The organism is Streptomyces rubellus (genome assembly GCF_036323805.1).
GTDB lineage: Bacteria > Actinomycetota > Actinomycetes > Streptomycetales > Streptomycetaceae > Streptomyces.
The window spans coordinates 16,332-41,858 of sequence record NZ_JAZDCX010000037.1; the positions used below are offsets into that span (position 1 = coordinate 16,332).

General features: G+C 74.6%; 23 protein-coding genes. 19 read left to right on the top strand and 4 right to left on the bottom strand.

Going from position 1 to position 25,527, the window contains the following annotated elements:
• Nucleotides 1-66 precede the first annotated feature (66 nt).
• Nucleotides 67-1,872, bottom strand: a complete 1,806-nt coding sequence (locus V1L54_RS28160) for a glycoside hydrolase family 15 protein (RefSeq protein WP_330120983.1) — start codon at nucleotides 1,870-1,872, stop codon at nucleotides 67-69.
• A 476-nt stretch (nucleotides 1,873-2,348) separates the two neighbouring features.
• On the opposite strand from V1L54_RS28160, the gene pyrG reads away from it, so the two are divergent.
• The 10 genes from pyrG (at nucleotide 2,349) to V1L54_RS28210 (ending at nucleotide 14,275) form a co-directional block, all read left to right on the top strand.
• Nucleotides 2,349-4,043, top strand: a complete 1,695-nt coding sequence (gene pyrG, locus V1L54_RS28165; protein ID WP_330120984.1) for a CTP synthase — start codon at nucleotides 2,349-2,351, stop codon at nucleotides 4,041-4,043.
• Nucleotides 4,044-4,046: 3 nt separating this feature from the next.
• The gene (locus V1L54_RS28170; protein WP_330120985.1) at nucleotides 4,047-4,694 is read left to right on the top strand and encodes an NUDIX domain-containing protein; all 648 of its coding nucleotides are present in this window, start codon (nucleotides 4,047-4,049) and stop codon (nucleotides 4,692-4,694) included.
• A gap of 55 nt (nucleotides 4,695-4,749) precedes the next feature.
• The gene (locus V1L54_RS28175) at nucleotides 4,750-6,753 is read left to right on the top strand and encodes a tetratricopeptide repeat-containing protein (RefSeq protein ID WP_330120986.1); all 2,004 of its coding nucleotides are present in this window, start codon (nucleotides 4,750-4,752) and stop codon (nucleotides 6,751-6,753) included.
• A 226-nt stretch (nucleotides 6,754-6,979) separates the two neighbouring features.
• Entirely contained in the window at nucleotides 6,980-8,095 is a 1,116-nt protein-coding gene (gene ald, locus V1L54_RS28180) for an alanine dehydrogenase (RefSeq protein WP_330121007.1), read from the top strand.
• Between the two features lie 556 nt (nucleotides 8,096-8,651).
• A complete protein-coding gene (locus tag V1L54_RS28185; RefSeq protein ID WP_330120987.1) occupies nucleotides 8,652-9,704 on the top strand; it encodes a ParA family protein in 1,053 nt (350 codons plus the stop codon).
• The gene (locus V1L54_RS28190) at nucleotides 9,701-10,345 is read left to right on the top strand and encodes a hypothetical protein (protein WP_330120988.1); all 645 of its coding nucleotides are present in this window, start codon (nucleotides 9,701-9,703) and stop codon (nucleotides 10,343-10,345) included. The genes V1L54_RS28185 and V1L54_RS28190 overlap by 4 nt, the downstream gene beginning before the upstream one ends.
• A 26-nt stretch (nucleotides 10,346-10,371) precedes the next feature.
• On the top strand, nucleotides 10,372-11,556 hold the full coding sequence (locus V1L54_RS28195) for a segregation and condensation protein A (RefSeq protein WP_330120989.1): 1,185 nt from the start codon (nucleotides 10,372-10,374) through the stop codon (nucleotides 11,554-11,556).
• Nucleotides 11,553-12,242 (top strand): SMC-Scp complex subunit ScpB, encoded by a 690-nt coding sequence (gene scpB / locus V1L54_RS28200; protein WP_443076816.1) that lies wholly within the window; start codon nucleotides 11,553-11,555, stop codon nucleotides 12,240-12,242. Before V1L54_RS28195 ends, scpB begins: the two co-directional genes overlap by 4 nt.
• A gap of 12 nt (nucleotides 12,243-12,254) precedes the next feature.
• Entirely contained in the window at nucleotides 12,255-13,313 is a 1,059-nt protein-coding gene (locus V1L54_RS28205; RefSeq protein ID WP_330120990.1) for a pseudouridine synthase, read from the top strand.
• A gap of 146 nt (nucleotides 13,314-13,459) precedes the next feature.
• Nucleotides 13,460-14,275 (top strand): nucleotidyltransferase domain-containing protein, encoded by an 816-nt coding sequence (locus V1L54_RS28210; protein ID WP_330120991.1) that lies wholly within the window; start codon nucleotides 13,460-13,462, stop codon nucleotides 14,273-14,275.
• On the opposite strand, the gene V1L54_RS28215 is transcribed toward V1L54_RS28210, so the two are convergent.
• Nucleotides 14,266-14,895: a nucleotidyltransferase domain-containing protein gene (locus V1L54_RS28215; RefSeq protein ID WP_330121009.1), complete on the bottom strand. Its 630-nt coding sequence runs from the start codon at nucleotides 14,893-14,895 to the stop codon at nucleotides 14,266-14,268. The genes V1L54_RS28210 and V1L54_RS28215 overlap by 10 nt on opposite strands.
• 238 nt (nucleotides 14,896-15,133) lie before the next feature.
• Between V1L54_RS28215 and V1L54_RS28220 the strand changes: the two genes are divergently transcribed.
• The 4 genes from V1L54_RS28220 to der all read left to right on the top strand — a co-directional run bounded on the left by V1L54_RS28220 (nucleotide 15,134) and on the right by der (nucleotide 19,378).
• Nucleotides 15,134-16,222 (top strand): prephenate dehydrogenase, encoded by a 1,089-nt coding sequence (locus V1L54_RS28220; protein WP_330120992.1) that lies wholly within the window; start codon nucleotides 15,134-15,136, stop codon nucleotides 16,220-16,222.
• A 148-nt stretch (nucleotides 16,223-16,370) separates the two neighbouring features.
• Nucleotides 16,371-17,105 carry a (d)CMP kinase gene (cmk, locus tag V1L54_RS28225; RefSeq protein ID WP_330120993.1) on the top strand — a complete coding sequence of 245 codons (735 nt, stop codon included), beginning with the start codon at nucleotides 16,371-16,373 and terminating at the stop codon, nucleotides 17,103-17,105.
• The gene (locus V1L54_RS28230) at nucleotides 17,102-17,797 is read left to right on the top strand and encodes a lysophospholipid acyltransferase family protein (protein ID WP_330120994.1); all 696 of its coding nucleotides are present in this window, start codon (nucleotides 17,102-17,104) and stop codon (nucleotides 17,795-17,797) included. The genes cmk and V1L54_RS28230 overlap by 4 nt, the downstream gene beginning before the upstream one ends.
• Nucleotides 17,798-17,908: 111 nt before the next feature.
• Complete coding sequence (der, locus tag V1L54_RS28235) at nucleotides 17,909-19,378, top strand: ribosome biogenesis GTPase Der (RefSeq protein WP_330120995.1); 1,470 nt, start codon at nucleotides 17,909-17,911, stop codon at nucleotides 19,376-19,378.
• Between the two features lie 81 nt (nucleotides 19,379-19,459).
• On the opposite strand, the gene V1L54_RS28240 is transcribed toward der, so the two are convergent.
• Both V1L54_RS28240 and V1L54_RS28245 read right to left on the bottom strand, forming a co-directional pair.
• Nucleotides 19,460-19,699 (bottom strand): hypothetical protein, encoded by a 240-nt coding sequence (locus V1L54_RS28240; RefSeq protein ID WP_330120996.1) that lies wholly within the window; start codon nucleotides 19,697-19,699, stop codon nucleotides 19,460-19,462.
• A 125-nt stretch (nucleotides 19,700-19,824) separates the two neighbouring features.
• Nucleotides 19,825-20,679 (bottom strand): DUF8842 C-terminal domain-containing protein, encoded by an 855-nt coding sequence (locus V1L54_RS28245; protein WP_330120997.1) that lies wholly within the window; start codon nucleotides 20,677-20,679, stop codon nucleotides 19,825-19,827.
• Between the two features lie 593 nt (nucleotides 20,680-21,272).
• Between V1L54_RS28245 and V1L54_RS28250 the strand changes: the two genes are divergently transcribed.
• The 5 genes from V1L54_RS28250 to V1L54_RS28270 all read left to right on the top strand — a co-directional run bounded on the left by V1L54_RS28250 (nucleotide 21,273) and on the right by V1L54_RS28270 (nucleotide 25,465).
• Nucleotides 21,273-22,553 (top strand): glycosyltransferase family 4 protein, encoded by a 1,281-nt coding sequence (locus tag V1L54_RS28250; RefSeq protein ID WP_330120998.1) that lies wholly within the window; start codon nucleotides 21,273-21,275, stop codon nucleotides 22,551-22,553.
• A complete protein-coding gene (locus V1L54_RS28255; protein ID WP_330120999.1) occupies nucleotides 22,550-23,521 on the top strand; it encodes a hypothetical protein in 972 nt (323 codons plus the stop codon). Before V1L54_RS28250 ends, V1L54_RS28255 begins: the two co-directional genes overlap by 4 nt.
• An 88-nt stretch (nucleotides 23,522-23,609) precedes the next feature.
• Nucleotides 23,610-23,780, top strand: a complete 171-nt coding sequence (locus V1L54_RS28260; RefSeq protein WP_330121000.1) for a DUF5670 family protein — start codon at nucleotides 23,610-23,612, stop codon at nucleotides 23,778-23,780.
• Between the two features lie 88 nt (nucleotides 23,781-23,868).
• A complete protein-coding gene (locus V1L54_RS28265; protein WP_330121001.1) occupies nucleotides 23,869-24,852 on the top strand; it encodes a helix-turn-helix transcriptional regulator in 984 nt (327 codons plus the stop codon).
• Nucleotides 24,853-25,249: 397 nt separating this feature from the next.
• On the top strand, nucleotides 25,250-25,465 hold the full coding sequence (locus V1L54_RS28270; protein WP_330121002.1) for an I78 family peptidase inhibitor: 216 nt from the start codon (nucleotides 25,250-25,252) through the stop codon (nucleotides 25,463-25,465).
• The last annotated feature ends 62 nt before the right edge of the window (nucleotides 25,466-25,527 follow it).

Below are 25,527 nucleotides of genomic sequence, written 5' to 3' on the forward strand. Positions count from 1 at the left end.
GAGAGCGCTCTCACCCAGGTGTGGCCGGGTGCGGCCCCGCCCGGAGCGGGGCCGCACCCGGCACGGTCAGCCGCCGTACGCGCCCGAGGCCGTCAGCCGCAGGGCCGTGTCGATCAGGGGCACGTGGCTGAACGCCTGCGGGAAGTTGCCCACCTGGCGCTGGAGCCGGGAGTCCCACTCCTCGGCGAGCAGCCCCAGGTCGTTCCGCAGGGAGAGCAGCTTCTCGAACAGCTTGCGCGCCTCCTCGACCCGGCCGATCATCGCCAGGTCGTCGGCCAGCCAGAACGAGCAGGCCAGGAACGCGCCCTCGTCGCCCTCCAGCCCGTCCAGGCCCTCCTGCTCGCCCGCCGTCGGGTAGCGCATCACGAAGCCGTCCGGGGTGGACAGCTCGCGCTGGATGGCCTCGATGGTGCCGATGACCCGCTTGTCGTCCGGGGGCAGGAAGCCCACCTGCGGGATGAGCAGCAGCGCGGCGTCCAGCTCCGTCGACCCGTAGGACTGGGTGAAGGTGTTGCGCTCGGGGTCGTAACCCTTCTCGCAGACGTCCCGGTGGATCGTGTCGCGCAGCTCGCGCCACCGCTCCAGGGGACCGTGGGCCTCGCCGGACTCGATCAGGCGGATCGTGCGGTCCACCGCGACCCACGCCATGACCTTGGAGTGCACGAAGTGCCGGCGCGGCCCGCGCACCTCCCATATGCCCTCGTCCGGGTCCGTCCAGTGGTCCTCCAGATAGCTGATCAGCTTGATCTGGAGCAGGCTGGCGTAGTCGTTGCGGGCCAGCCCGGTCATGTGGGCCAGGTGCAGCGCCTCGATGGTCTCGCCGTAGACGTCGAGCTGGAGCTGGCCGGCGGCGCCGTTGCCGACCCGTACCGGCTGGGAGTCCTCGTAGCCGGGCAGCCAGGACAGCTCCGTCTCGCCCAGCTCGCGCTCGCCCGCGATGCCGTACATGATCTGGAGGTTCTCCGGGTCCCCGGCGACCGCGCGCAGCAGCCACTCCCGCCAGGCCAGCGCCTCCTCGCGGTAGCCGGTGCGCAGCAGCGAGGAGAGGGTGATCGCCGCGTCGCGCAGCCAGGTGAAGCGGTAGTCCCAGTTGCGGACCCCGCCGATGTGCTCGGGCAGCGAGGTGGTGGGGGCGGCGACGATGCCGCCGGTCGGGCCGTAGGTGAGCGCCTTCAGCGTGATCAGGGAGCGGACGACCGCCTCCCGGTACGGGCCGTGGTACGTGCAGTGCGCCACCCAGTCGCGCCAGAAGTCCTCGGTCGCGGCCAGCGACATCTCCGGGTCCGCGAGTGGCGGGGGACCGTTGTGGGAGGGCTGCCAGCTGATGGTCATGGCGACCCGGTCGCCCGGGGCGACGGTGAAGTCGGCGTAGGTGGTCAGGTTCTCGCCGTAGGTGTCGACCTCGCTGTCCACCCAGACGGAGTCGGGTCCGGCGACGGCGACGGTGCGGCCGTCCACCTTGTGCACCCACGGGACGATCTGGCCGTAGGAGAACCGCATCCGCAGTGCCGAGCGCATCGGCACCCGGCCGCTGACGCCCTCCACGACGCGCACCAGCTGCGGGGCGTGGTGCTCGCGCGGCGGCATGAAGTCGATCACCCGCACCGTGCCCCGGGGGGTGTCCCACTCCGACTCCAGGACCAGGGAGTCGCCCCGGTAACGGCGCCGGGTGGCGTGCGGCGGCTGCTGGCCGGCGGCATGCGCGGGGCCCAGCCGCCAGAAGCCGTGCTCCTCGGTGCCCAGGAGCCCGGCGAAGACGGCGTGGGAGTCGAACCGGGGCAGGCAGAGCCAGTCCACCGACCCGTCCCGGCAGACCAGGGCGGCGGTCTGCATGTCCCCGATGAGTGCGTAATCCTCGATGCGCCCGGCCACGAGCATCTCCAGTCGAACAGTGGCTACGCCCCGTGGGACGCGCGGTTTTCCATGCTGCCGCGCGGGGAAGACCCGCGCGGACAGTCTGAGCAGGATACGACGCCGCCGAAGGGCCGCGCCGAGGTCACCCTAGGGCCGACGGACCCGTCCGGGTGACCACTATCGCCTATCGGCCGGGGAGGCGCCGGGGCACGGCCGCGCCCTGCCCGTACGCCCTGCCCGGACACGGTGTCCGCACACGGTGCCCGTACCCGGGGACCGGCGGTCCACGGCCCGCTCCCGCGCGCGTCCGCACACTGTGCCACGTTCCGGGCCGGGAGGGCGCCGCATCGGCGCCTCCGGTCCGCCGCTGATACCCTGGTAGCCCGTGGAGCGGAGGGCACAACAACCCCCGAACCGCAGCGACGGCACCCCTCCCACCGGCCGGGGCGCCGGAGCGCACGTCACCACGCGACCACGGGAGCCCCCTCTTGGCCATGCCGCCCAAATCCATGACGACCAAGCACCTCTTCGTCACGGGGGGTGTCGCCTCCTCGCTCGGCAAGGGGCTCACCGCCTCCAGCCTCGGCGCGCTGCTCAAGGCCCGGGGGCTGCGGGTCACGATGCAGAAGCTGGACCCGTACCTCAACGTCGACCCCGGCACGATGAACCCCTTCCAGCACGGCGAGGTGTTCGTCACCAACGACGGCGCCGAGACGGACCTGGACATCGGCCACTACGAGCGCTTCCTCGACGTCGACCTCGACGGCTCGGCGAACGTCACCACCGGCCAGGTGTACTCCACGGTGATCGCCAAGGAGCGGCGCGGCGAGTACCTGGGCGACACCGTGCAGGTCATCCCGCACATCACCAACGAGATCAAGCACCGCATCCGCCGGATGGCCACCGATGACGTGGACGTGGTGATCACCGAGGTCGGCGGCACCGTCGGCGACATCGAGTCGCTGCCGTTCCTGGAGGCGGTGCGCCAGGTGCGGCACGAGGTCGGCCGCGACAACGTCTTCGTCGTCCACATCTCGCTGCTGCCCTACATCGGCCCCTCCGGGGAGCTGAAGACCAAGCCCACCCAGCACTCGGTGGCCGCCCTGCGCAACATCGGCATCCAGCCCGACGCGATCGTGCTGCGCGCCGACCGCGACGTGCCCGTCTCCATCAAGCGCAAGGTCTCGCTGATGTGCGACGTGGACGAGGAGGCGGTGGTGGCCTGCAAGGACGCCCCCTCCATCTACGACATCCCCCGGGTGCTGCACGGCGAGGGCCTGGACGCCTACGTGGTGCGCCGGATGGGCCTGCCCTTCCGGGACGTGGACTGGACCCGCTGGGACGACCTGCTGCGCCGTGTCCACCAGCCCGAGCACGAGGTGACCGTCGCGCTGGTCGGCAAGTACATCGACCTGCCCGACGCCTATCTGTCGGTCACCGAGGCACTGCGCGCGGGCGGCTTCGCCAACAACGCCCGGGTGCGGATCAAGTGGGTCACCTCCGACGACTGCCGGGTCCCGGGCGGGGCGCGCAAGCAGCTCGGCGACGTGGACGCGGTCTGCATCCCCGGCGGCTTCGGCGAGCGCGGGGTGGAGGGCAAGGTGGCGGCGATCACCTACGCCCGCGAGAACGGCGTCCCGCTGCTGGGCCTGTGTCTGGGACTGCAGTGCATCGTCATCGAGGCGGCCCGGAACCTGGCGGGCATCGAGGGTGCCAACTCCACCGAGTTCGACCGGGCCGCGCCCCATCCGGTGATCTCCACGATGGAGGAACAGCTGGAGATCGTCGCCGGTGAGGGCGACATGGGCGGCACCATGCGGCTGGGCATGTACCCGGCCAAGCTCGCCGAGGGGTCGATCGTGCGCGAGGTGTACGGCGGCGAGCCGTACGTCGAGGAGCGCCACCGCCACCGGTACGAGGTCAACAACCGCTACCGCACCGAGCTGGAGAAGACCGGGCTGGTCTTCTCCGGCACCTCCCCGGACAACAAGCTGGTGGAGTACGTGGAGTACCCGCGCGAGGTCCACCCGTACCTGGTGGCCACCCAGGCCCACCCCGAGCTGCGCTCCCGGCCCACCCGCCCGCATCCGCTCTTCGCCGGCCTGGTGAAGGCGGCGGTCGAGCGCCGGCAGGGCGTCGGCGCCGGCGCGGACACCACGGCGGACGCCGCCGTGACCGAGGGGGTCTGAGCCGTGGCGGAGAACGACGGGCGGCTGCGGGACACCCCGCTCCAGTGGCGGGTCGTCTCCAGCGAGACGCCCTTCACCGGCAACAAGACCGGTGTGCGCACCGACCGCGTGGTGATGCCGGACGGCTCCGTCGCGGCCCGCGACTACCAGGTGCATCCCGGCTCGGTGGCCGTCCTCGCGCTGGACGAGCGGGACCGGGTGCTGGTCCTCAACCAGTACCGGCACCCGGTGCGCCACAAGCTGTGGGAGATCCCCGCCGGGCTGCTCGACGTCCCGGGCGAGAACCCGCTGGCCGCCGCCCGCCGCGAGCTGTACGAGGAGGCGCACGCCAAGGCCGAGGACTGGCGGGTGCTGGTCGACCTGTACTCCTCGCCGGGCGGCAGCGACGAGGCGATCCGGATCTTCCTGGCCCGCGGGCTGTCCGAGGCCGACGGCGAGCGCTTCGCCGCCGAGGAGGAGGAGGCCGACATGGAGGTGGCCCGGGTTCCGCTGGCGGACCTGGTCCGCGGCGTGCTGGCCGGCGACCTGCACAACAACTGCCTGGTGTCCGGTGTGCTGGCACTGAGCGCCGCCCGGGCCGACGGCCCGGCGGGCCTGGACGCCCTCCGGCCGGCCGAGGCCCCCTGGCCCGCCCGGCCGTTCCGGGCCTGAGACCGCCGCGCCCCGTCCCGGTGCCGGGCCGGGGCGGGTGAACTACCCTCGTTCTGTGGTGGATCAGGCGGTGCACACCGGTGGTCCGGTCCCGGCCGCCGGCTCCGGACCGGGGGCCGGCGCGGACGGCTTCGCCGCGGACGGCTTCACCGGACGGCGGCGCGAGCTGGACCGGCTGCGCGCCGACGCCGGCCGCGGGCCGGACGCCCTCTCCGGCCGCCCCGTGCCCCGCGGCCGGGTGCTGCTCGTCGCGGGCCGTCCCGGCTCGGGCCGCACCGCGCTGGCGGAGGAGTTCGTGCGGCGGGTGGCCGCCGACCACCCCGGCGGGGTGCTGCGCGCCCGGCTCACCGGCCCGGACGGCACCCCCGTGCCCGCCGAGGACACCGCCCGGGATCTGCTCGGCGCGCTCCGCCGCCCGGTACCGGCCGGAGCGGGGGAGGAGGAGCTCACCGGGGAGCTGCGCGCCGTACTCGGCGACGGCCGCCGCGTCCTGCTGCTGGACGGGGTGACCGGACCCGGGCAGCTGGCGGGCCTGCTCCCGGACAACCCGGACTGCCTCGTCCTGGCGGTCTCCGGGGGGCCGCTGACCGGTGTCCGGGGCGTGCGGCCCTGCACGCTCGGCGGGCTCGACACCGGCTCGGCCGTCGCCCTGCTGGCCCGGTGCGCCGGGGACGACCTCCGCTTCACCGTCGATCCGCGTGCCGCCGAGGAGCTGGCCGAGGCGTGCGGCGGGCTGCCCGCCGCGCTCGTCCTGGCGGGCGGCTGGCTGGCGGCCCATCCCATGGCGTCCGTCGCCGAGGCGCTCCGGCGGCTGGCGGAGCTTCCCGACGGGCTTCTCCCGGGCGCGGTCCCCGGCGGGGAGACCGGCGCGGGTGTTCCCGGCGGGAGCGGCGGAAGCCCGGCGCGCACCGCGGACGGACCGGTCCCCGCCCGCGTTCCGCGCCCCGGGAGGCGCCGTACCGTGCCCGCCCACCCGCTGGTCCGTGCCTTCCGGCTGGTGTACGACTCGCTGCCGCCGTCCGCGGCCCGCCTCCTGCGGCTGCTGGCCCTCGCCCCGGCCGGGCTGGTCGACGCCCATGTCGCGGCCGCCCTGGCGGGCTGTCCGCCGCGGACGGCCGGGGCGGCGCTGGAGCACCTCGCCCGGCTCGGCCTGCTGCGTCCCGCCACCGGGCCCGGACCGGCCGCCGTCTTCCGGCACTACACGGTCCCGGACTGCCTGCATCCTCTGCTGGCCGCCCTGCTGGCGGCGGGGGAGTGTGCCGCCGAGGCACGGCTGGCGCGAGCGAGACTGCTGGAACGGACGGTGCGGCTGCTGGGGTCCTGCCGGGCCGCCGCCGAACCGCCCGGCTCGCCGGCCCGGGCCAGGGCGGCCGGGCTGCCGCGCGCCCTGCGTTTCGACACCCGCGCCGAGGCCGCCGCCTGGCTCGACTCCCGGCTGCCCGCCCTGCGTGCCGCCGCCCGGCTCGCGGCGGCCGACGGGGAGCTGGACGCCCTCGCCCGGCGGCCGGCCGTCGCCCTGGCCGCGGCGCTGCGGGCGCACCGCGGGGCCGAGGGGTCCGCAGCCGAGCGGTACCGCCTGCACGAGCTGCTGCTGCCGGTCACCGGGCGGCGGGGCCTGCACGGCGAACGTGCCGCCGCCCTGCTGGATCTCGGCGACCTCGACTCGGGAGCCGGCCGCCCCCGGCGGGCGCTGGAGCGCTACCGGGCCGCGCTGGACGCCGCCCGGGCCCTCGGCGGGCAGGACGGCGGCGCGTTCGCCGTGCGGGCCATGGAGTCCCTCGGGGACGTGCACGCGGTCCTGGGGGACCGGCAGCGGGCGGCGGACTGGTACGGCCGGGCGCTGGCCCTGTGCCAGACCGGCGGCGACCTGGCGGACGAGGCCCGGCTGTACGCCCGGATCGGGGACGGGCACCGCCGCGCGGAGCGCTGGGAGGAGGCGCTGCGCGCCTGGCGGGCCGCGGCCGCGGTGTGCCGCAGGCTGGGCGACGAGGAGGGGTGCGCCCGTGCGCTGGCGGAGGCCGAGCGGGCGCGGAAGCGTGCGGACGGCGGCGGAGGGTAGCGGGGGCCGGTGGCGGCCGGCTGCCCCGCTCCAGCAGCTCCCCCTGGGAAACGTTGGCGTTTCGCAAAAAAACTGAAACATCCTAAGGGTGGACAGGGGTAAATCCTTCAATAGACTGCCTGGGCTGCGGCCGCTCCGCCGTGGCCGGATGTCCACCCGACGTCCGGGCGCCGCGGAGTGCGTCCCGGTCCATCCCACAACCCCCGATACGAGGACCGTGATCGACATGAAGGTCGGCATCCCCCGTGAAGTCAAGAACAACGAGTTCCGCGTGGCCATCACCCCGGCCGGTGTGCACGAACTCGTACGCGGCGGCCACCGGGTCTACGTGGAGCGGGACGCCGGGGCGGGCTCCGCCATCGGCGACCGGGAGTACGCCGAGGCCGGCGCCACCGTCTTGGACGACGCCGACGAGGTGTGGGCCACCGCCGAGCTGGTACTGAAGGTCAAGGAGCCGGTCGCCGAGGAGTACCACCGGCTGCGCAAGGACCAGGTCCTGTTCACCTATCTCCATCTGGCCGCGTCCCGCGAGTGCACCGAGGCGCTGCTGCGCTCCGGCACCACCGCGATCGCCTACGAGACGGTACGGACCGCCGACGGGGCGCTCCCGCTGCTGGCGCCGATGTCCGAGGTCGCCGGCCGGATCGCCCCCCAGGTCGGCGCGTACCACCTGATGCGGTCGGCGGGCGGGCGCGGCGTGCTGCCCGGTGGTGTGCCGGGTGCCCCGGCGGGCCGCGCCGCCGTCATCGGCGGCGGGGTGGCGGGCTGGAACGCCACCCAGATCGCCGTCGGCATGGGCTTCCAGGTCACCCTGCTCGACAAGGACGTGCGCAAGCTGCGCGAGGCCGACCGGATCTTCGGGAACCGGGTGCGGACGGTCACCTCCAACGCCTACGAGCTGGAGCGGGCCGTACTGGACGCCGATCTGGTCATCGGCGCCGTGCTGATCCCGGGGGCCCGGGCGCCGAAGCTGGTCACCAATGAGCTGGTGGCGCGGATGAGGCCGGGAAGCGTCCTGGTCGACATCGCCATCGACCAGGGCGGCTGCTTCGAGGACTCGCGCCCCACCACCCACGCGGAGCCGACCTTCACCGTCCACGGCTCGGTCTTCTACTGCGTGGCCAACATGCCCGGCGCGGTGCCCAGCACCTCCACGTACGCGCTCACCAACGCCACGCTGCCGTACGTGGTGGAGCTGGCCGACCACGGCTGGCGTGAGGCGCTGCGCCGTGATCCGGCGCTCGCCGGGGGGCTCACCGTCCACGACGGCGAGGTCACCCACGGGCCGGTCGCCGAGGCGCACGGCCTGTCGGCGCGCGAGCCGGAGACGCTGCTCGGCTGACGGCCGGAACGGCGGGTCCGCCGGTGGCCGGTGGGGTCACCGGCGGACCCGCCGACGGGGTGTCAGGTGAAAAGTCGGTAAAGCGTCAACATCGTGCGTCAACAAAGTGATTGCCGTGTCACCCTCCTGGCTTGGAAGCAGCCGGCCCGGTCCGCCGGCCCGGCGCGCATGTCGACATCCCTGGTCATCGCATGGTCAACTGGTCGGGATCGTCGCTCTTCTGCCGTTTCGCGCTCCTCCGGGCCCCGCGTGCGCGGTTGTTACGCCCTTGACAGATGGGTATGCGGTTGCCGACACATCGCGCCGTCTACGGCGGATTGTGTTGCTGCGGACCACCGACACGCCATAGAGTCGCCAATCATCGGCATGGTGCCACGCTGATCTGTCTAGAAGTTTCCTGGTCACCAAGGAGGTAGGACGACTTGTGAATGAGTCGACATTTACTCCCGGGGGTGCCCAACCAGGAACGCCTTCGCGGGGCCAGGGCCCCGCGGGACTCGGCGCCGTCGGCTCCGTCGCTGTCCAGACTTTCGCAGCCCACCAGAACCAGGCGAGCATGACAGCCCACCAGAGCACGGACGGTCACCGCGCGAGCGCCATGGCCGCCGACCACTCGGGCGGCGAGTCCGCCGGCCGACTGCCCGACCACCAGGACCCCCACTACGGGGAACTCCCCGAGGGGCACTTCTACGACCCCGACGCGGAGTACGAGCCCGATCCCGAGTACGCCGCCACCCTCGCGCCCGACGCCGCCCGGCAGCGCCGCGAGCGCATCGGTCCCACCGGCCGCCCGCTGCCGTACTTCCCGATCCCCGGCCCGGTCAGCGAACACGGCCCGGCGAAGATCATCGCGATGTGCAACCAGAAGGGCGGGGTCGGCAAGACCACCTCCACCATCAACCTGGGCGCCGCGCTGGCCGAGTACGGCCGCCGGGTGCTGCTCGTGGACTTCGACCCCCAGGGCGCGCTCTCGGTCGGCCTCGGCGTCAACCCGATGGAGCTGGACCTGACCGTCTACAACCTCCTCATGGAGCGCGGCATGTCGCCCGACGAGGTGCTGCTGAAGACGGCGGTGGCGGGCATGGACCTGCTGCCCAGCAACATCGACCTGTCCGCCGCCGAGGTGCAGCTCGTCAGCGAGGTCGCCCGGGAGTCGACGCTGCAGCGGGCACTGACGCCGCTGCTGCCCGACTACGACTTCATCGTGATCGACTGCCAGCCGTCCCTCGGTCTGCTGACCGTCAACGCGCTGACCGCCGCGCACAAGGTGATCGTGCCGCTGGAGTGCGAGTTCTTCGCGCTGCGCGGTGTGGCGCTGCTGACCGAGACCATCGAGAAGGTCCAGGAGCGGCTCAACCCCGAGCTGCGGCTCGACGGCATCCTGGCGACGATGTACGACTCGCGCACCGTGCACAGCCGCGAGGTGCTCGCACGTGTCGTCGAGGCGTTCGACGACAACGTGTACCACACCGTCATCGGGCGCACCGTGCGCTTCCCGGAGACCACGGTCGCCGGGGAGCCGATCACCACCTACGCCTCCAACTCCGTCGGTGCCGCCGCCTACCGCCAGCTCGCCAGGGAGGTGCTCGCCCGGTGCCACGCCGAGTGAGTCTCCCGGCAGCCGACGAACTGTTCCGCTCCACCGGGGGGTCCCCGGTCCAGCCGTCGACCCCCCAGCAGCACTCCGGCGGTGACGCCCCCGCCGCCCGGCTCCCCGCTCCTTCGGGGGAGCCGGTCCCGGCCGACGGGCACGCCCCGGCCGCGGACGACGGTCCGGACCGCGGGGCGGAGGCGGCTGGTTCCCCGATTTCCCCGGGCTCCCCGGGGGCCGACGCCGACGGCCACAGCGGCCGCGGCTCCCGGCAGAGCCCGCAGGGCCAGTCGCCCGGCCCGGCGGCACCGGCCCGGAACGGCCAGGCCACCGCGGAGGGGCGCCGGGCGGCGCCCCAGCCGGTCGGCGGCGCCCGGGGCCAGTCCAGAAGCCGGGCCGGCGCTGCGGCCCCGGCCCGGCGAGGCCGTGTCACCGCCCGGCGCCCCAGCGGGCGCGAGCGCCACGACGAGAAGATCACGGTCTATGTCTCCGCCGAGGAGCTGATGGACCTCGAGCACGCCCGGCTGGTGCTCCGCGGTGAGCACGGCCTGGCGGTGGACCGCGGCCGGATCGTCCGCGAGGCGGTCGCCGTGGTCCTGGCGGACCTGGAGTCGCGCGGCGACGCGAGCATCCTGGTGCGCCGCCTGCGCGGCAGCTGACCTGCGGGGCGGTAACCTGCCCCGCGATGCCGACCGCCGACGAACCCGCGCCGGACCCCCGGCCGTCCCGCCGCCCGCTGGGCCGGGGGCCGGGGGCGGCACCGGCCGCCCCGGCGGCGCCGCCCGGACCGGTCCCGGCCGGCGCGGAACCCGGCGCGGACGCGGAGCCAGCCGCCCGGGCCGGTGCGGAAGAACCCGTAGCGGAGGACCCCGGGCCGGCCGGAGCTCCCGCGCCGCGACCGGAGACGGCCGCTCCCGCCTCCCCGCCCGGACCCGCCGCCGGACCGGAGGGGCCGGAGGAACCCGGGGGACCGGAGAAGGAGGACCCCGGTCCCGGACCGGGCCCCGGGACGGAGGGCGAGCCGGACGACGGCCGCTTCAAGGTCGTGCTGGACAACTTCGAAGGCCCCTTCGACCTGCTCCTCCAGCTGATCGCCAGGCACAAGCTGGACGTCACGGAGGTGGCGCTGTCCCGGGTCACCGACGAGTTCATGGCCCACATCCGTGCCATGGGGCCGGACTGGGACCTCGACCAGGCCACCGAGTTCCTGGTCGTCGCCGCCACCCTCCTCGACCTCAAGGCCGCCCGGCTGCTGCCCTCCGCCGAGGTGGAGGACGAGGCCGACCTCGCCCTGCTGGAGGCGCGCGACCTGCTCTTCGCCCGGCTGCTGCAGTACCGCGCCTACAAGCAGGTCGCCGAGATCCTCGGCGGACGGCTGGCCGCGGAGGCCCGCCGCCACCCCCGTACGGTGGGCCTGGAGCCGCACCACGCCGAGCTGCTGCCCGAGGTGGTCATCCGGATCGGCCCCGAGGGCTTCGCCAGGCTGGCCGTCAAGGCGATGCAGCCCCGGCCGGAGCCGCAGGTGTACGTCGACCACATCCACGCCCCGCTGGTCAGCGTCCGCGAACAGGCCGGGATCGTGGTGGCCCGGCTCCGGGAGAGGGGCGAGGCGAGCTTCGCGGAACTCGTCGAGGACGCGCCGGACACCCTCACCGTCGTCGCCCGCTTCCTGGCGCTGCTGGAGCTGTACCGCGAGCGCGCGGTCCTCCTCGACCAGCCCGAGGCACTGGGCGTCCTCACCGTGCGCTGGAGCGGCGGGGCGGCGGCTGCGGAGGCGCTGTCACTGGTCACCGACGAGTTCGACGCCCAGGACGGCACCGGCGGCGCGACGGGCGGCGGAGACGACAAGGGGAAGGACGGCCGGAAGTGAGCACAGGACCGGACACGAACGCGACCACCGGTGCGGGCCCGGGCCCGCACCCGCCGGCCGGCGCCTCCGCCGTCGCCGAACTGGATCTCAAGCCCGCCCTGGAGGCGGTGCTGATGGTCGTCGACGAGCCCGCCACCGAGGAGCGGCTGGCGAAGATCCTCCGGCGTCCCCGCCGCGCGGTCGCCGTGGCGCTGCGCGAGCTGTCCGAGGAGTACACCCGGCAGGGCCGCGGCTTCGACCTGCGCCCGGTCGCGGGCGGCTGGCGGTTCTACACCCGCCCCGAGTACGCCGACGCGGTCGAGGGCTTCGTCCTGGACGGCCAGCAGGCCCGGCTCACCCAGGCCGCCCTGGAGACCCTGGCGGTGGTCGCGTACCGCCAGCCGGTCAGCCGCTCCCGGGTCTCGGCGGTGCGCGGCGTCAACTGCGACGGCGTCATGCGCACCCTCCTCCAGCGCGGACTGGTCGAGGAGGCGGGCACGGAACCCGAGACAGGTGCGATCCTGTACAGGACGACGAACTACTTCCTGGAGCGGATGGGCCTGCGGAGCCTGGCGGAGCTTCCGGACCTCGCGCCCTTCCTCCCCGAGGCGGACGCGGTCGAGGCGGAGAGCCAGGAGGGGGTGCCGTCGTTCGACGTGGACGACAGCGGCGATTCCCACGCCGGGACCGGACCTAGAGACAGTTAGACGGAAACCTTGATGCGAAGCAGCGGCAGGAACAGCAACCGGAACTACCGGGGCGCGGGCAACAGCCGCGACGACAGGCAGAAGCGCACGGGGCGGCCCCGTCCCGAGGAGCGCCGTTACGACGCGGGCAGCCCGGACCGGTCCGGCGGATCCGGGACCGCCAAGGGGGCGCCCAGGGGCAAGGGCGGCGGCACCGGGGCGGGCGGCAGGGCAGGCGGGCGGACGGGCGGCAGGACCGGCGGACGGTCCGCCCCGGCCCGCCCCCGTGAGTACGAGGCCCAGCTGGAGGAGCGCAACCGCGCCCGGCACAGCAAGCCGCCGCTGAAGCTGCCCAAGACCTTCGGCGAGCCGGAGGGCGAGCGGCTGCAGAAGGTCCTGGCCCGGGCCGGCATGGGCTCGCGCCGCGCCTGCGAGGAGCTGATCGACCAGCGCCGGGTGGAGGTCAACGGCAGGATCGTCACCGAGCAGGGCCTGCGGGTGGACCCGGAGCAGGACGAGATCAAGGTCGACGGCCTGACGATCGCCACCCAGTCGTTCCTGTTCTTCGCGCTCAACAAGCCGGCCGGGGTGGTCTCCTCCATGGAGGACCCGGAGGGCCGCCAGTGCCTGGGCGACTACGTGACCAACCGCGAGACCCGGCTGTTCCACGTGGGCCGGCTGGACACCGAGACCGAGGGGCTGATCCTGCTCACCAACCACGGCGAGCTCGCCCACCGGCTCACCCACCCCCGCTACGGCGTCCGCAAGACCTACCTCGCCGCGATACAGGGCCCGATCCCGCGCGACCTGGGCAAGCGGCTCAAGGAGGGCGTGAAGCTGGAGGACGGCTACGCGCGCGCGGACCACTTCAAGGTCGTGGAGAACACCGGGAAGAACTACCTGGTCGAGGTCTCCCTGCACGAGGGCCGCAAGCACATCGTCCGCCGGATGCTCGCCGAGTCCGGCTTCCCGGTCGACCGGCTGGTCCGCACCCGCTTCGGCCCCATCGCGCTGGGCGACCAGAAGTCCGGCTGGCTGCGGCGGCTGACCAACACCGAGGTCGGCATGCTGATGAACGAGGTCGGCCTCTAGCCCGGGGACGGCGGGGCCGCGGCCGGCGTGCCGCGCCCCCGCCCGCCACTCGTCCGCGGCGGCCCCGTGGCGGGTCCCGGCACACCGGGCCACAGCCCGGGAAACCCCCTGGCAGCCGCCGCCGTCCGGCCGCCAGGATGGGCGGCATGACCGCTCCGAGTACCACCGGCCTGCCCGGCCTGTCCGACCTGCGTCCTGTCCTGGCCGGACAGCGTCACCCGCTGATCTTCGCGACCGTCTCCGGCGCGCACCTGTACGGCTTCCCCTCCCGCGACTCGGACATCGACCTGCGCGGGGTCCATCTGCTGCCGGTGGACGACCTGATCGGACTGCGGGAGGGCGAGGAGACCTTCTCCCGCATGTGGGACCGCGGCGCTTTCGGGCCGGCCGCGGAGACGGACCTGGTCACCCACGACCTGCGCAAGTTCGCCCGGCTGATGCTCCGTCGCAACGGCTACGTCCTGGAGCAGCTGCTCTCTCCGCTGGTGGTGCACACCACCGCCGCGCACGCCGAGCTGACCGCCCTCGCGCCCTTGGTGCTCACCCGCCACCACGCCCACCACTACCGGGGCTTCGCCGGCACCCAGTGGCGGCTGCACGAGCGGACGGGGGAGCTCAAGCCACTGCTGTACACCTTCCGCGCGCTGCTCACCGGCATCCACCTGATGCGCACCGGTGAGGTCTGCGCCCATCTGCCCACCCTGCTCGGCCGGGTGGCCGAGGCGCCCGGCTACCTCGCCGAACTGGTCGAGGCCAAGGCCGCGGCCGAGCACGGCCCGGTCCCCGCCTCGGGGGCACCGGACGCCGACCGCCTGCGCGCCGACACCGAGGTCCTGCACGCCGTCCTGGCCCATGCCCGGGACGCCTCCGCCCTCCCGGACCGGCCGGGAGGCCACGACGCCCTCCACGACCTGGTCGTACGGGTGCGGAAGGCGGCTGACCGGCCGACGGCTCAGACGTAGGCACGGCGGACGCGGACCAGGAAGTCCTCCACCCGTGCCCGGTCCGGTTCGGCGGGCAGCGGGGTGCGGGCGGCGGCCGCCTCCGTCTCCTCGTGCAGCCGGGCGATCCAGGCGGCCACCTCGTCCCAGGGCACCTCGCCGCGCCGGACGGCCAGCAGCCGCTCCCGGTGGGCGCCGGCGTCGACGGACAGCTCTCCGGTGCGCAGCAGGTCGCGGCAGGACAGCAGCAGCCGCACCAGGTGCATCGCCTGCTTCCAGCGCACCTCGCCCCGCTCGCGCCGGTGCGCGGCCAGCCTGCGGTACTGGCCCTCGGCGTACTTGGCGAAGGTGCGGTGCGCGTGCCGGGACAGGAAGGCCCCGCGCAGTGCCAGCAGCTCCCGGCCGACCTCGTCGGCACGCTCGACGAGCGGGGAGTGCAGGCACTCCAGCACGGTGGGGTTGGCCCGCAGCGCCAGCTCGCACAGCCGCTCCAGCTCCCAGGAGAACTGCTCCGGTGCCGGGCCGTCCACATGGGCCGGGGGCTTGTCGAGCCGCCAGAACAGCGGCGTCGGGGCCACGTACACACCGCGCCGGTCGGTGTCGCTGCTCCGGGTGGCCAGCCCGAAGGCCCGCGAGCCCATCACACACGAGTAGACGGTGTGGTCGCGCACCAGGGCGTGCGGACCGGGCACGGCGGGGGCCGGGGGTATCGGCGCGGGTGAGGACACGGCCGTGATTGTGGCACGCGCCCCCGGTGGCCCCCACGTCTCACGGGACGGGCGGCGCACCCGGACCGGCGGGCCGGCGCCTACGCTGGTCCGGACACGAGGACGGCGGCAGCACGGCAGCGGCGCGCCGCGGAGGCAGGGGAGCGAACAGGTGAGGTCGGCACTCGTCATCGGAACCGGACTCATCGGCACCTCCGTCGCGCTGGCCCTGGCCGGCCGCGGCGTGCGGGTGCACCTGGCGGACCGCGACACCGACCGGGTCCGCACCGCCGCCTCGCTGGGCGCCGGGACGGACCGCCCGCCCGAGGGACCGGTTGACCTCGCCGTGGTGGCCGTACCGCCCGCGCACATCCCCGCCGCCGTCGCCGAGGTGCAGCGGCGGGGCGCGGCCCGCGGCTGCATCGACGTCGGCAGCGTCAAGGGCGGCCCGCGCCGGGAGGCCGAGGCGCTGGGCTGCGACCTGACCACCTACCTGGGCACGCATCCGATGGCCGGCAAGGAGACCACCGGCCCGCTGGCCGCCGGCGCCGACCTCTTCGAGGGACGGCCCTGGGTGCTCACCCCGACCGCCGGGACCGACACCGAGGTGCTCAACCTCGCCCTGGAACTGGTCGCGCTCTGCCGGGCCGTCCCCGTGGTGATGGACGCCGACGCCCACGACCGGGCCGTCGCCCTGGTCTCGCACACCCCGCAGCTGGTGTCCAGCCTGGTGGCGGCCCGGCTGGAGACCGCCGACGAGACGGCGGTGCGGCTGTGCGGGCAGGGCATCCGCGACGTGACGCGGATCGCCGCCTCCGACCCGGCCATGTGGATCGACATCCTCTCCGCCAACCCCGGCCCGGTGGCCGACGTCCTCGCCGCCGTGGCCGAAGACCTGGCGGAGACGGTGCGGGCGCTGCGCGCGCTGCAGTCCGCCGACGAGGCCAAGCGCACCGACGGCGCGGCCGGCATCGAGGACGTGCTGCGCCGCGGCAACAGCGGCCGGGCCCGGGTCCCGGGCAAGCACGGCCAGGCCCCCGCCGCCTACGAGACCGTGGCCGTGCTCATCAGCGACCGCCCCGGCGAGCTGGCCCGGATCTTCGCCGACGCCGGGCGGGCCGGGGTCAACATCGAGGACGTGCGGATCGAGCACGCCACCGGCCAGCAGGCGGGCCATGTCCAGCTCATGGTCGAGCCGGACGCGGCTCCCGTCCTGGCCGCGGCACTGCGCGAGCGGGGCTGGGCCATCCGGCAGCAGTAGGCGGGCCGCGCCCCCGGTAGCCTGGTGCCGGGCGGCATGCCCGGCGGAGGACCGCGCCCGGCGGATCCGCCCGTCCCCCGTGCCCCGGCGGGCCTGTGCCCGGCGCAGCCCGAGAAACCCGTGCAGTTCGAGAAAGGTGCCCGACACCGTGGCAGCAACATCCCGGCAGGCGGCCTCCGAGTCCCAGGACGCCCCGGTCCCCGTCATCGTCGCCGTCGACGGCCCCTCCGGCACGGGCAAGTCCAGCACCTCCAGGGCCGTCGCGGTGAAGCTCGGCCTGAGCTACCTGGACACCGGCGCCCAGTACCGCGCGATCACCTGGTGGATGCTGACGCACGGCGTCGACGTCCGGGACGCCTCGGCCGTGGCGTCCGCCGCGGACCGGCCCGAGATCGTCTCCGGCACCGACCCGGTCGACCCGACCATCACCGTGGACGGCGCGGACGCCGCCGGTCCGATCCGCACCCAGGAGGTCACCGACGCGGTCAGCGCGGTCAGCGCGGTGCCCGAGGTCCGCGCCCGGATCACCGAGCTGCAGCGCGCCATCGCCGCCGGCGCCCCGACCGGCATCGTCGTCGAGGGCCGGGACATCGGCACCACCGTCCTGCCCGACGCCGATGTGAAGATCTTCCTCACCGCCTCGCCCGAGGCCCGCGCGGCCCGCCGGGGCGGCGAGCTGAAGGCGGCGGGCGGCGGACAGAGCGTCGATCTGGACGCCACCCGCGAGGCGCTGCTCAGGCGGGACGCCGCCGACTCCGGCCGCAGGACCTCCCCGCTGCGCAAGGCGGGCGACGCCGTCGAGGTGGACACCACCGAGCTGACCCTGGACCAGGTCGTCGAGTGCGTCATCACCCTGATCGAAGAGAAGCAGCAGGCCGGATGAGCGGCGCGAGGACCACACCCGGCCCGGGTACCGCCCCCCGGGCCGGGGACGTGCCCAGCGCGCGCGGCGCCGCGGTGGGGCGGCGTATCGGCATCGCGCTGGTACACGGCCTGTGGCGCCCCCGGGTGCTCGGCGCCTGGCGGGTCCCGGCCACCGGGCCGGTCATCCTCGCCGGCAACCACACGCACAACGTGGACGGGCCGGTGCTGATGGGCACCGCGCCGCGGCCGGTGCACTTCCTGGTCAAGCAGGAGGCGTTCACCGGCCCGCTCGACCCCTTCCTGCGCGGCGTAGGCCAGATAGGGGTGGACCGGACGACGGCCGACCGCGGCGCGGTCCTCCGGGGGCTGAGCGTGCTGGCCAACGGCGGGGTGCTGGGGATCTTCCCGGAGGGCACCCGGAGCGAGGGCGACTTCGCCGAGCTGCGCTCGGGGCTCGCCTACTTCGCCGTGCGCTCCGGCGCGCCCGTCGTACCCGTGGCGGTGCTGGGCACCGCCGAGGCGCGGGGGCGGGCGATACCCGCGCTGCCCCCGCTGCGCGGCCGTGTCGACATCGTGTTCGGCGAACCGTTCCAGGCGGGCGACGGCAGCGGCAGACGGACCAGGGCGGCACTGGACGAGGCGACGCTGCGCATCCGGGAGCGGCTGACCGCCCACCTGGCCGAGGCCCGGCGCGGCACCGGGCGCGGCTAGGCGACACTGGACCTGCCACACACCGGGTCCCGTCCGGCCCCGGGGGCGCCGCGGACGGGGCGGGCGGCGGCCGTACACCACGACAGCACACGGACACGAGGACAGGACTTCATGGACGAGCAGGGCCACATCGGCGACGGGCACGGGCACGGTGAGCTCGGCGACGCCGAGTACGCGGAGTTCATGGAGCTCGCCGCGCAGGAGGGATTCGAGGCCGAGGAGGTCGAGGGAGCGCTCGGCGCGGCCGGACACGGCCCGCTGCCCGTGCTGGCCGTCGTCGGCCGCCCGAACGTCGGCAAGTCGACCCTGGTCAACCGCATCATCGGCCGCCGCGAGGCCGTCGTGGAGGACCGCCCGGGCGTCACCCGGGACCGGGTCACCTACGAGGCGGAGTGGGCGGGGCGCCGCTTCAAGGTGGTGGACACCGGCGGCTGGGAGCAGGACGTCCTCGGCATCGACGCCTCCGTGGCGGCCCAGGCCGAGTTCGCGATCGAGGCCGCCGACGCGGTGGTCCTCGTCGTGGACGCCACGGTCGGCGCGACCGACACCGACGAGGCCGTGGTCAAGCTGCTGCGCAGGACGGGCAAGCCCGTGGTGCTGTGCGCCAACAAGGTGGACGGGCCCTCCGGGGAGGCCGACTCCGCGATGCTGTGGTCGCTCGGCCTCGGCGAGCCCCACCCGGTCTCCGCGCTGCACGGCCGGGGCACCGGTGACCTGCTGGACGAGGTGCTGAAGGCGCTGCCCGAGGCCCCGCCGCAGACCTTCGGCGGCGCAGTCGGCGGCCCGCGCCGGGTGGCGCTCATCGGCCGGCCCAACGTCGGCAAGTCGTCCCTGCTGAACAAGATCGCGGGGGAGGAGCGGGTGGTCGTCGACGCGCTGGCGGGCACCACCCGCGACCCGGTGGACGAGCTGGTCGAGCTCGGCGGGAAGACGTGGAAGTTCGTCGACACCGCCGGCATCCGGCGCCGGGTCCACCTTACGGAGGGCGCCGACTACTACGCCTCGCTGCGCACCGCCGCCGCGCTGGAGAAGGCCGAGGTCGCGGTCGTCCTCATCGACGTCAGCGAGCCGATCAGCGTGCAGGACACCCGCATCATCACGATGGCGGTCGACGCCGGGCGCGCGCTGGTCATCGCCTACAACAAGTGGGACACCCTGGACGAGGAGCGCCGCTACTACCTGGAGCGCGAGATCGAGACGGACCTGGTCCAGGTGCAGTGGGCGCCGCGGGTCAACGTCTCGGCGCGCACCGGGCGCCACATGGAGAAACTGGTCCCGGCGATCGAGACCGCCCTGGCCGGCTGGGAGACCCGGGTGCCCACCGGCCGGCTGAACGCCTTCCTCGGCGAACTGGTGGCCGCCCACCCCCACCCCATCCGGGGCGGCAAGCAGCCGAGGATCCTCTTCGGCACCCAGGCGGGCACCCGCCCGCCGCGCTTCGTGCTGTTCGCCTCCGGCTTCCTGGAGGCGGGCTACCGCCGCTTCATCGAGCGGCGGCTGCGCGAGGAGTTCGGTTTCGAGGGGACACCGATCCACCTCTCGGTGCGGGTGCGCGAGAAGCGCGGCCGGAAGAAGAAGTAGCGGGGGAGCGGGCCGGCCGGGGCGGCGGCGGACGACCGGGCCGGCCGCCCGGGCCCGCGGCCCGCGGGGCACCGGCCGGGGTCACCGGCCGGGGCGGCGGCCGTCCCGCGGTGCGGGCGGCAGGGCGGGGAGGCGGTCACCGCCGTGCCGCCCGCCGTCCCAGCGGGCCGTACCGGTGCCGAAACCCGTGAACCGCAGCTCCTCCTCGCCGGTCCGGTCCCCGGGCAGGGCCCGGAACAGCCGCCGGTACTCGGCGTACAGCGAGTCGTAGATCGGAGTGGCCGACCAGTGGCCCGACATGGGCTCGTGCGGGGGGCGCATCGCCGGGATCCGTCCGCGGTCGAGATGCGGGCGGTGGGCGCCGGAAGGTTCGTAAGGCTGCACATCACTGCCAACGACCGCGCGGCCCGGCGGATGCGGGGCCGCGCGGGGGAAACAGCCGGCGGTCAGGAGCCCGTCACCGGCATGGCGGCGGCCACCAGCACGCCCTGTGCCGCCGCCTTCTCCAGCGCCTCGCGCAGCAGGTCCTCGCGCGGCTGCTGGCCGATGGCGCCCACCGGGGCGGCGTAGACGAGGACGGTACGGGTCCGGTGGGCCGCCGCCCGCCACTCGTCGGTGACCGGCAGCGGCTGGTGCGCCTGCCACCAGGAGGTGGGCCGCCCGCCGGCGACACCGGGCTGGAGGATGGCATGCAGCCGCCCCACGGCGAGCAGGACGGACCAGCCGGTGACCGGGAGCGGCGCCCGGGCGACGTCCTCGACGGGCAGGAAGCCCTGTTCGGCCAGCAGCGGCAGGAAATCGTCTCCGGAGCCCTCGGAGCCGGGCCGGGCGATCGGCGCGGTGGGCTCGATGACGAGTGCCGGGTGGAGCTGGTCGTCGATGAGCACCTGACCGCAGGTGACACCCAGGACGGCCGGCCGGGGCGCGGACTCGTCGCGGCCCGCCGTGTTCTCGGCCGGCCGGCCGGCCGTGGAGTCGGGCGCGGCGGCCGGGGAGGGGATGCCCGGGGCGCCGCTCCCCCGCCGCCCCCCGGCGAAGGTGCGCACCGCGTCCCGGAGCTGCTCCTCGGAGACGGTGACGACCTGGGACGGGATGCAGCTCGCGTGGGCGAAGGCGAGCACGGCCGTCTCCCCGCCCACGAAGAGCACGGTGCTGGTGCGTTCCTGCTCGATGTCGCCCGGGGCGCGGCAGGAGGTGCAGTCGTAGGTGTCGGGGGCGCTGTCGCCGGCGAGCAGCCGGGCGGCCTCCTCGTCGCCGATCTCGGCGCGGACGTCGTCGCTGACATCGAGCATGGGGGACACGGGTGGACTCCTGGCGTTCGGTTCTGGTTCCCGTGAACAACGGTTGACCGGGGGCGGTGGTCACGTACCGGGGGGAGCGGGGGCGGCCCGGTGGATGCGCGTGGCGAGACGTGCGCCGGTTCGTTCGCGCCCCGTCAGGACACGCGCGAGGAAGGGGAATCGACGGGGTGCCCGTCGCCGTGAGGGGGGGACCGGGTGACGGGGGCGATTTCCGGACGGGAGCCGCCCCCGGAACAGCCGGCGGGCCCCGGCCGGTGCCACCGTCCGTGCCGTCGGCCGCGCGACCGGTCCCCGCTGCCGCCGTCCCGCCGGGCTCCGAGCGGTGGCGGCGGCCCGGGACGGTATGCGTTCCGGCGGAAAAGTCGGGGGACACGCCCCGGTCATCGGCTGCGGAGCCAGACGTTCCGGGGCATTCTGGGGTGGCCGGATCGGCCGCCGCGTTCCCCGGCCCTGCCCACAATGGCCGGGACACCCGGGAACGGAGCGACCGCTGAGTCAACCTCCGGTGAACGCCGGGTGTCCTCCCGGGTGGGACACGACCACCATCAGCAGGGGCGGCCTGCCGCCGCGACTTCCGTGGGACACGGAGACGAATGCATATCTCTTTTCTACTGCACCACGGGTACGGCATCGGCGGAACGATCCGTACCACGTTCAACCTCGCGGGTGCGCTCGCCGAGCAGCACGACGTGGAGATCGTCTCGGTGTTCCGGCACCGGGACCGGCCCGTCTTCGACCTCGGGCCCGGGGTGCGTCTGCGGCATCTGGTCGACATGCGCAAACACAGCCCCGACTACGTCGGCGCCGACCCCGAGCACGCCCGGCCGAGCCGGCTGTTCCCGGACACCGACGGCAACCACGACAAGTACAGCGCGCTCACCGACCGCCGGATCACCCGGCATCTGGCCACCACCGGCGCGGACGTGGTCGTCGGCACCCGGCCGGGCCTCAACACGATGATCGCGCTGCGCACCCCCCGGGGGCCGGTGCGCGTCGGCCAGGAGCACCTGACGCTGGCCACCCACTCGCGCGGTCTGCGGGCCACCCTGCGCGGTGCCTATCCGCGGCTGGACGCCCTCACCACCGTCACCGAGGCCGACGCCCGCGACTACCGGCGCATGATGCGCCTGCCCGGCGTACGGGTGCAGTCGGTGCCGAACGGGGTGCCCGCGCCGCGTGTGAAGCCCGCCGACGGTACCGGCAAGTGGGTGATCGCCGCCGGGCGGCTGGCCCCGGCCAAGCGGTACGACGTGCTGCTGAGGGCCTTCGCCAAGGTCGTCGCCCAGCGTCCCGACTGGCGGCTGCGGCTCTACGGCGGCGGCCGCGAGGAGGCGAAGCTGCGTGCCCTGGTGGAGAAGCTGGGCCTGTACAACCACGCGTTCCTGATGGGACCGGCCCACCCGATCGAGTCCGAGTGGATCAAGGGCTCGGTCGCGGCCGTCACCTCCAGCCTGGAGTCCTTCGGCATGACGATCGTCGAGGCCATGGGCTGCGGGCTGCCGGTCGTGGCCACGGCCTGTCCGCACGGACCCGGCGAGATCATCACCGACGGGGTGGACGGCCGCCTGGTGCCCACCGGGGACGTCGACGCCATCGCCGGGGCCCTGCTGGAACTGATCGGCGACGACGAACTGCGGCGGCGGATGGCGGGCGCCGCGACCGAGTCCGCCGCGCGCTACGACCCGGCGCGGATCGGCGAGATCTACTCCTCGCTCTTCGCCGACCTGGTCGCGCGCGGCGGACGGAGCCGCCGGGGCAGGCTGCGCGTCTCCCTGCACCGCACCCGGGGGGCCCTGCTCGGCGGGGCGTACACCACCACGTACACCGCCGCCCGCGTCTGCCGGACCGCCCTGAGAAGAGGAGGGACCGCATGACCGCGACCACCCGCAGCCCCGCCGGCACGCCCGGCGCCCCCGGCAGCACCGGAGCGACGGCACCGCGGGCCGACTGCACGGCGGACGGCGAGGGCGGCATCGGCTTCGACATCACCCTGCCCGGCACCGCGGAGCGGTGGGACGCCGCCCTGCTGCTGCGGCTGCGCAAGTCCGACCCGGAGGAGACGGTGCGGCTTCCGCTGGTGCCGCTCCCCGGCGGCTCCGGGGATCCGGCCGGTTCCGCGGGACCCGGGGGTTCCGCGTGTTCCGGCGCCCCCGGCGCCACGGTGCTGCGCGCCACCCTGTCCGACGCGGTACGGCTGGCCGAGGGGCGCTGGGACGTCTTCCTGGTGCTCGACGGGGGCGCACCGCGGCGGCTGCTGCCCGGCTGCTACGACCTGCGCGCGCTGGTCGACCAGGCCCCGCCCCCCGGCCGGGCCCGGCCGGGGGTGCGCGTCCCGTACACCACCAAGTACGGCAACCTCTCGCTGCGCACCTGGCTGCGCGAGCCGCACGCCGAGGCGGGCGAGGTCTGGCCCGCGGACGGCGGCGTGACCCTGCACGGACGGCTGTACGGCGCCGAACTCACCTCCGGGGCACGGCTGGAGGCCCGCCCCCGGGGCGCCGCCGGACCACTCGTCACCGCACCGGTCGACCGGGAGGGCACGGCGGACTTCACGGCGCGGCTGGCCTACGGCGATCTGCTCCGGGAGCCCGGCGCGGGGGACGAGTGGGAGCTGTGGCTGCGGCCCGGCGGGGACGCCGGACCGGTGCGCATCGCCCGGATCCTCGACGACATCATCGACAAGCACAGGGTCATCCGCTATCCGGCCCGGCCCGTGCCCGTCCCCCGGGCCGGTGCGGACGGGGAGGAGGACGGAAGCGGGACGGTACGGGCCCGCCCGTACTACACCGGTGCCAACGACCTGTCGGTGCGGCTGGAACGGGCGGCTCGGAAAGCCTCCTGACCGCTCCGGGACCACGGCCCCCGGGGCGGGGAGGCGGCCCGTGTGGGACAGCCGTTCCCGGGCACCAGTACGGACGGAGGTGTGAGGCATGGCTCCCTGGCTGCTCGTACTGCTGCTGGTCCTGCTGCTCTTCGGAGCGGGGTTCGCCCTCGAAGTGCTGTGGTGGATCGCCGTCGTGGTGCTCGTGGTGTGGCTGCTCGGATTCCTGTTCCGTTCCACGGGAACCGGCGGCACGAGGTCCCGCTGGTACCGCTGGTAGGAGGCGACCGTCCCAAGATGTCCGCGGGGCGCCCTCCGGGGCGCCTCGCGGACCACCGCTGTCCGCGAGCGGTGGCAGACTCGCCGCCATGATGGAGACCTCGGCGCGTCTGCTGCGCCTGCTGTCCCTGCTCCAGGCCCACCGCGAGTGGTCCGGCACCGAGTTGGCCGACCGGCTGGCGGTGACCCCGCGGACCGTGCGCCGCGACATCGGCCGGCTGCGGGAGCTGGGTTACCCCGTGCACTCCACCACCGGCACGGCCGGCGGTTACCGGCTCGGGGCCGGCGCCCAGCTGCCGCCCCTGCTGCTGGACGACGACGAGGCCGTGGCCGTCGCCGTCGGTCTGCGCACGGCCGCGGGCAACGCGGTGGAGGGCATCGAGGAGTCCTCGGTAGGTGCCCTGGCCAAACTGGAGCAGGTGCTCCCGCACCGGCTGCGCCGCCGGGTGGCCGCGCTCACCGCCTTCACCGACCCGCTCGGCGGCCGCCGGGGGCCGACCGTCGACGTGGACACCATCACCGAGCTGGCGCACGCCTGCCGTGACCACCAGGAGGTGCGTTTCACCTACCGGGGACACGACGGCGCGGACTCCCGGCGCGGCGTCGAGCCGTACCGCCTGGTGTGCAGCAGCCACCGCTGGTACCTGGTGGCCTGGGACACCGGCCGTGCCGACTGGCGCACCTTCCGCGCCGACCGCATCACCCTGACCCCGCCGCACGGCCCGCGCTTCACCCCGCGCGAGCCGCCCGCCGAGGACTGGGCGGCGTACGTCTCCGAGGGCATCTCCACGGCGGCGTACGCGCACCGGGCCACCGTGCTGCTGCATGCCCCGGCCGACCGGGCGGCCGAGCGGATCCCGCCCACGGTGGGAGTGCTGGAGCCGGTCGGCGCGGACCGCTGTCTGCTGCGCACCGGCGCGCACGGCCTGGAGGAACTGGCCTTCCACATCGTGACGCTGGGCTTCGACTTCGAGGTGCGTGCCCCCGCCGAACTGAACGACCACATCAGCTCGCTCGGAGAACGCCTCGTCCGGGCCGCGGCGGCGGCCCGGGAGGGCGGGGGCGCGGGCTGAGGGACGGGCGGGAGGCCCGGGGCACCGGAGGGCAGGGGGCGCGCCGGCCGCTCTCCACCGCTTCCTCTCCGTCGTCGCTCTTCGTCTCCGTCATGAGTCCCGTCTGGACCCGGACAACCGTGGAGCCGGGGCTGAACAGGTGTCTGCCGAAGGGAAACTGAGAGGCCGTGGAAACTTCCGCTGCCATGGCCGGCGTATGGGTTCCGAATGCTTTTCCCGTTCCCTCTCCGGGAAAAGCGAGAAACATTCGCCGCCGGTTTCCCCGCGCCCCTGAGGGCGTTCCCGGAGGGCCGCCGGGAACGGGGAAAGGACTCCGGAGGGTTGTGACACAGGTGTGACGGCGCCACGACCTGGCCGGGACTTCCGGCTGCCGGGGCCTGGCCGTACGGTGGCTGCCATGGCACCGGTACCCACATCCCCGCGCACCCCGGACGACGACCCCGAGACCTATGTCGGGCTCGACGTACGGGCCGCCGAACAGCAGGCCCGCGACCGCGGCTGGACCACCGTGCGGACCCTCCCGCCGGACGCGGTCATCACCATGGAGTACGTGGCCGGACGGCTGAACTTCACCGTCCGGGACGGCAGCGTCGTCCGCAGCTGGAAGGGCTGAGGCCGGCCGGCACGGCTCGTCCGGGGGCGAAGGAGGCCGGGGCCCCACCCGCGCGGGTGGGG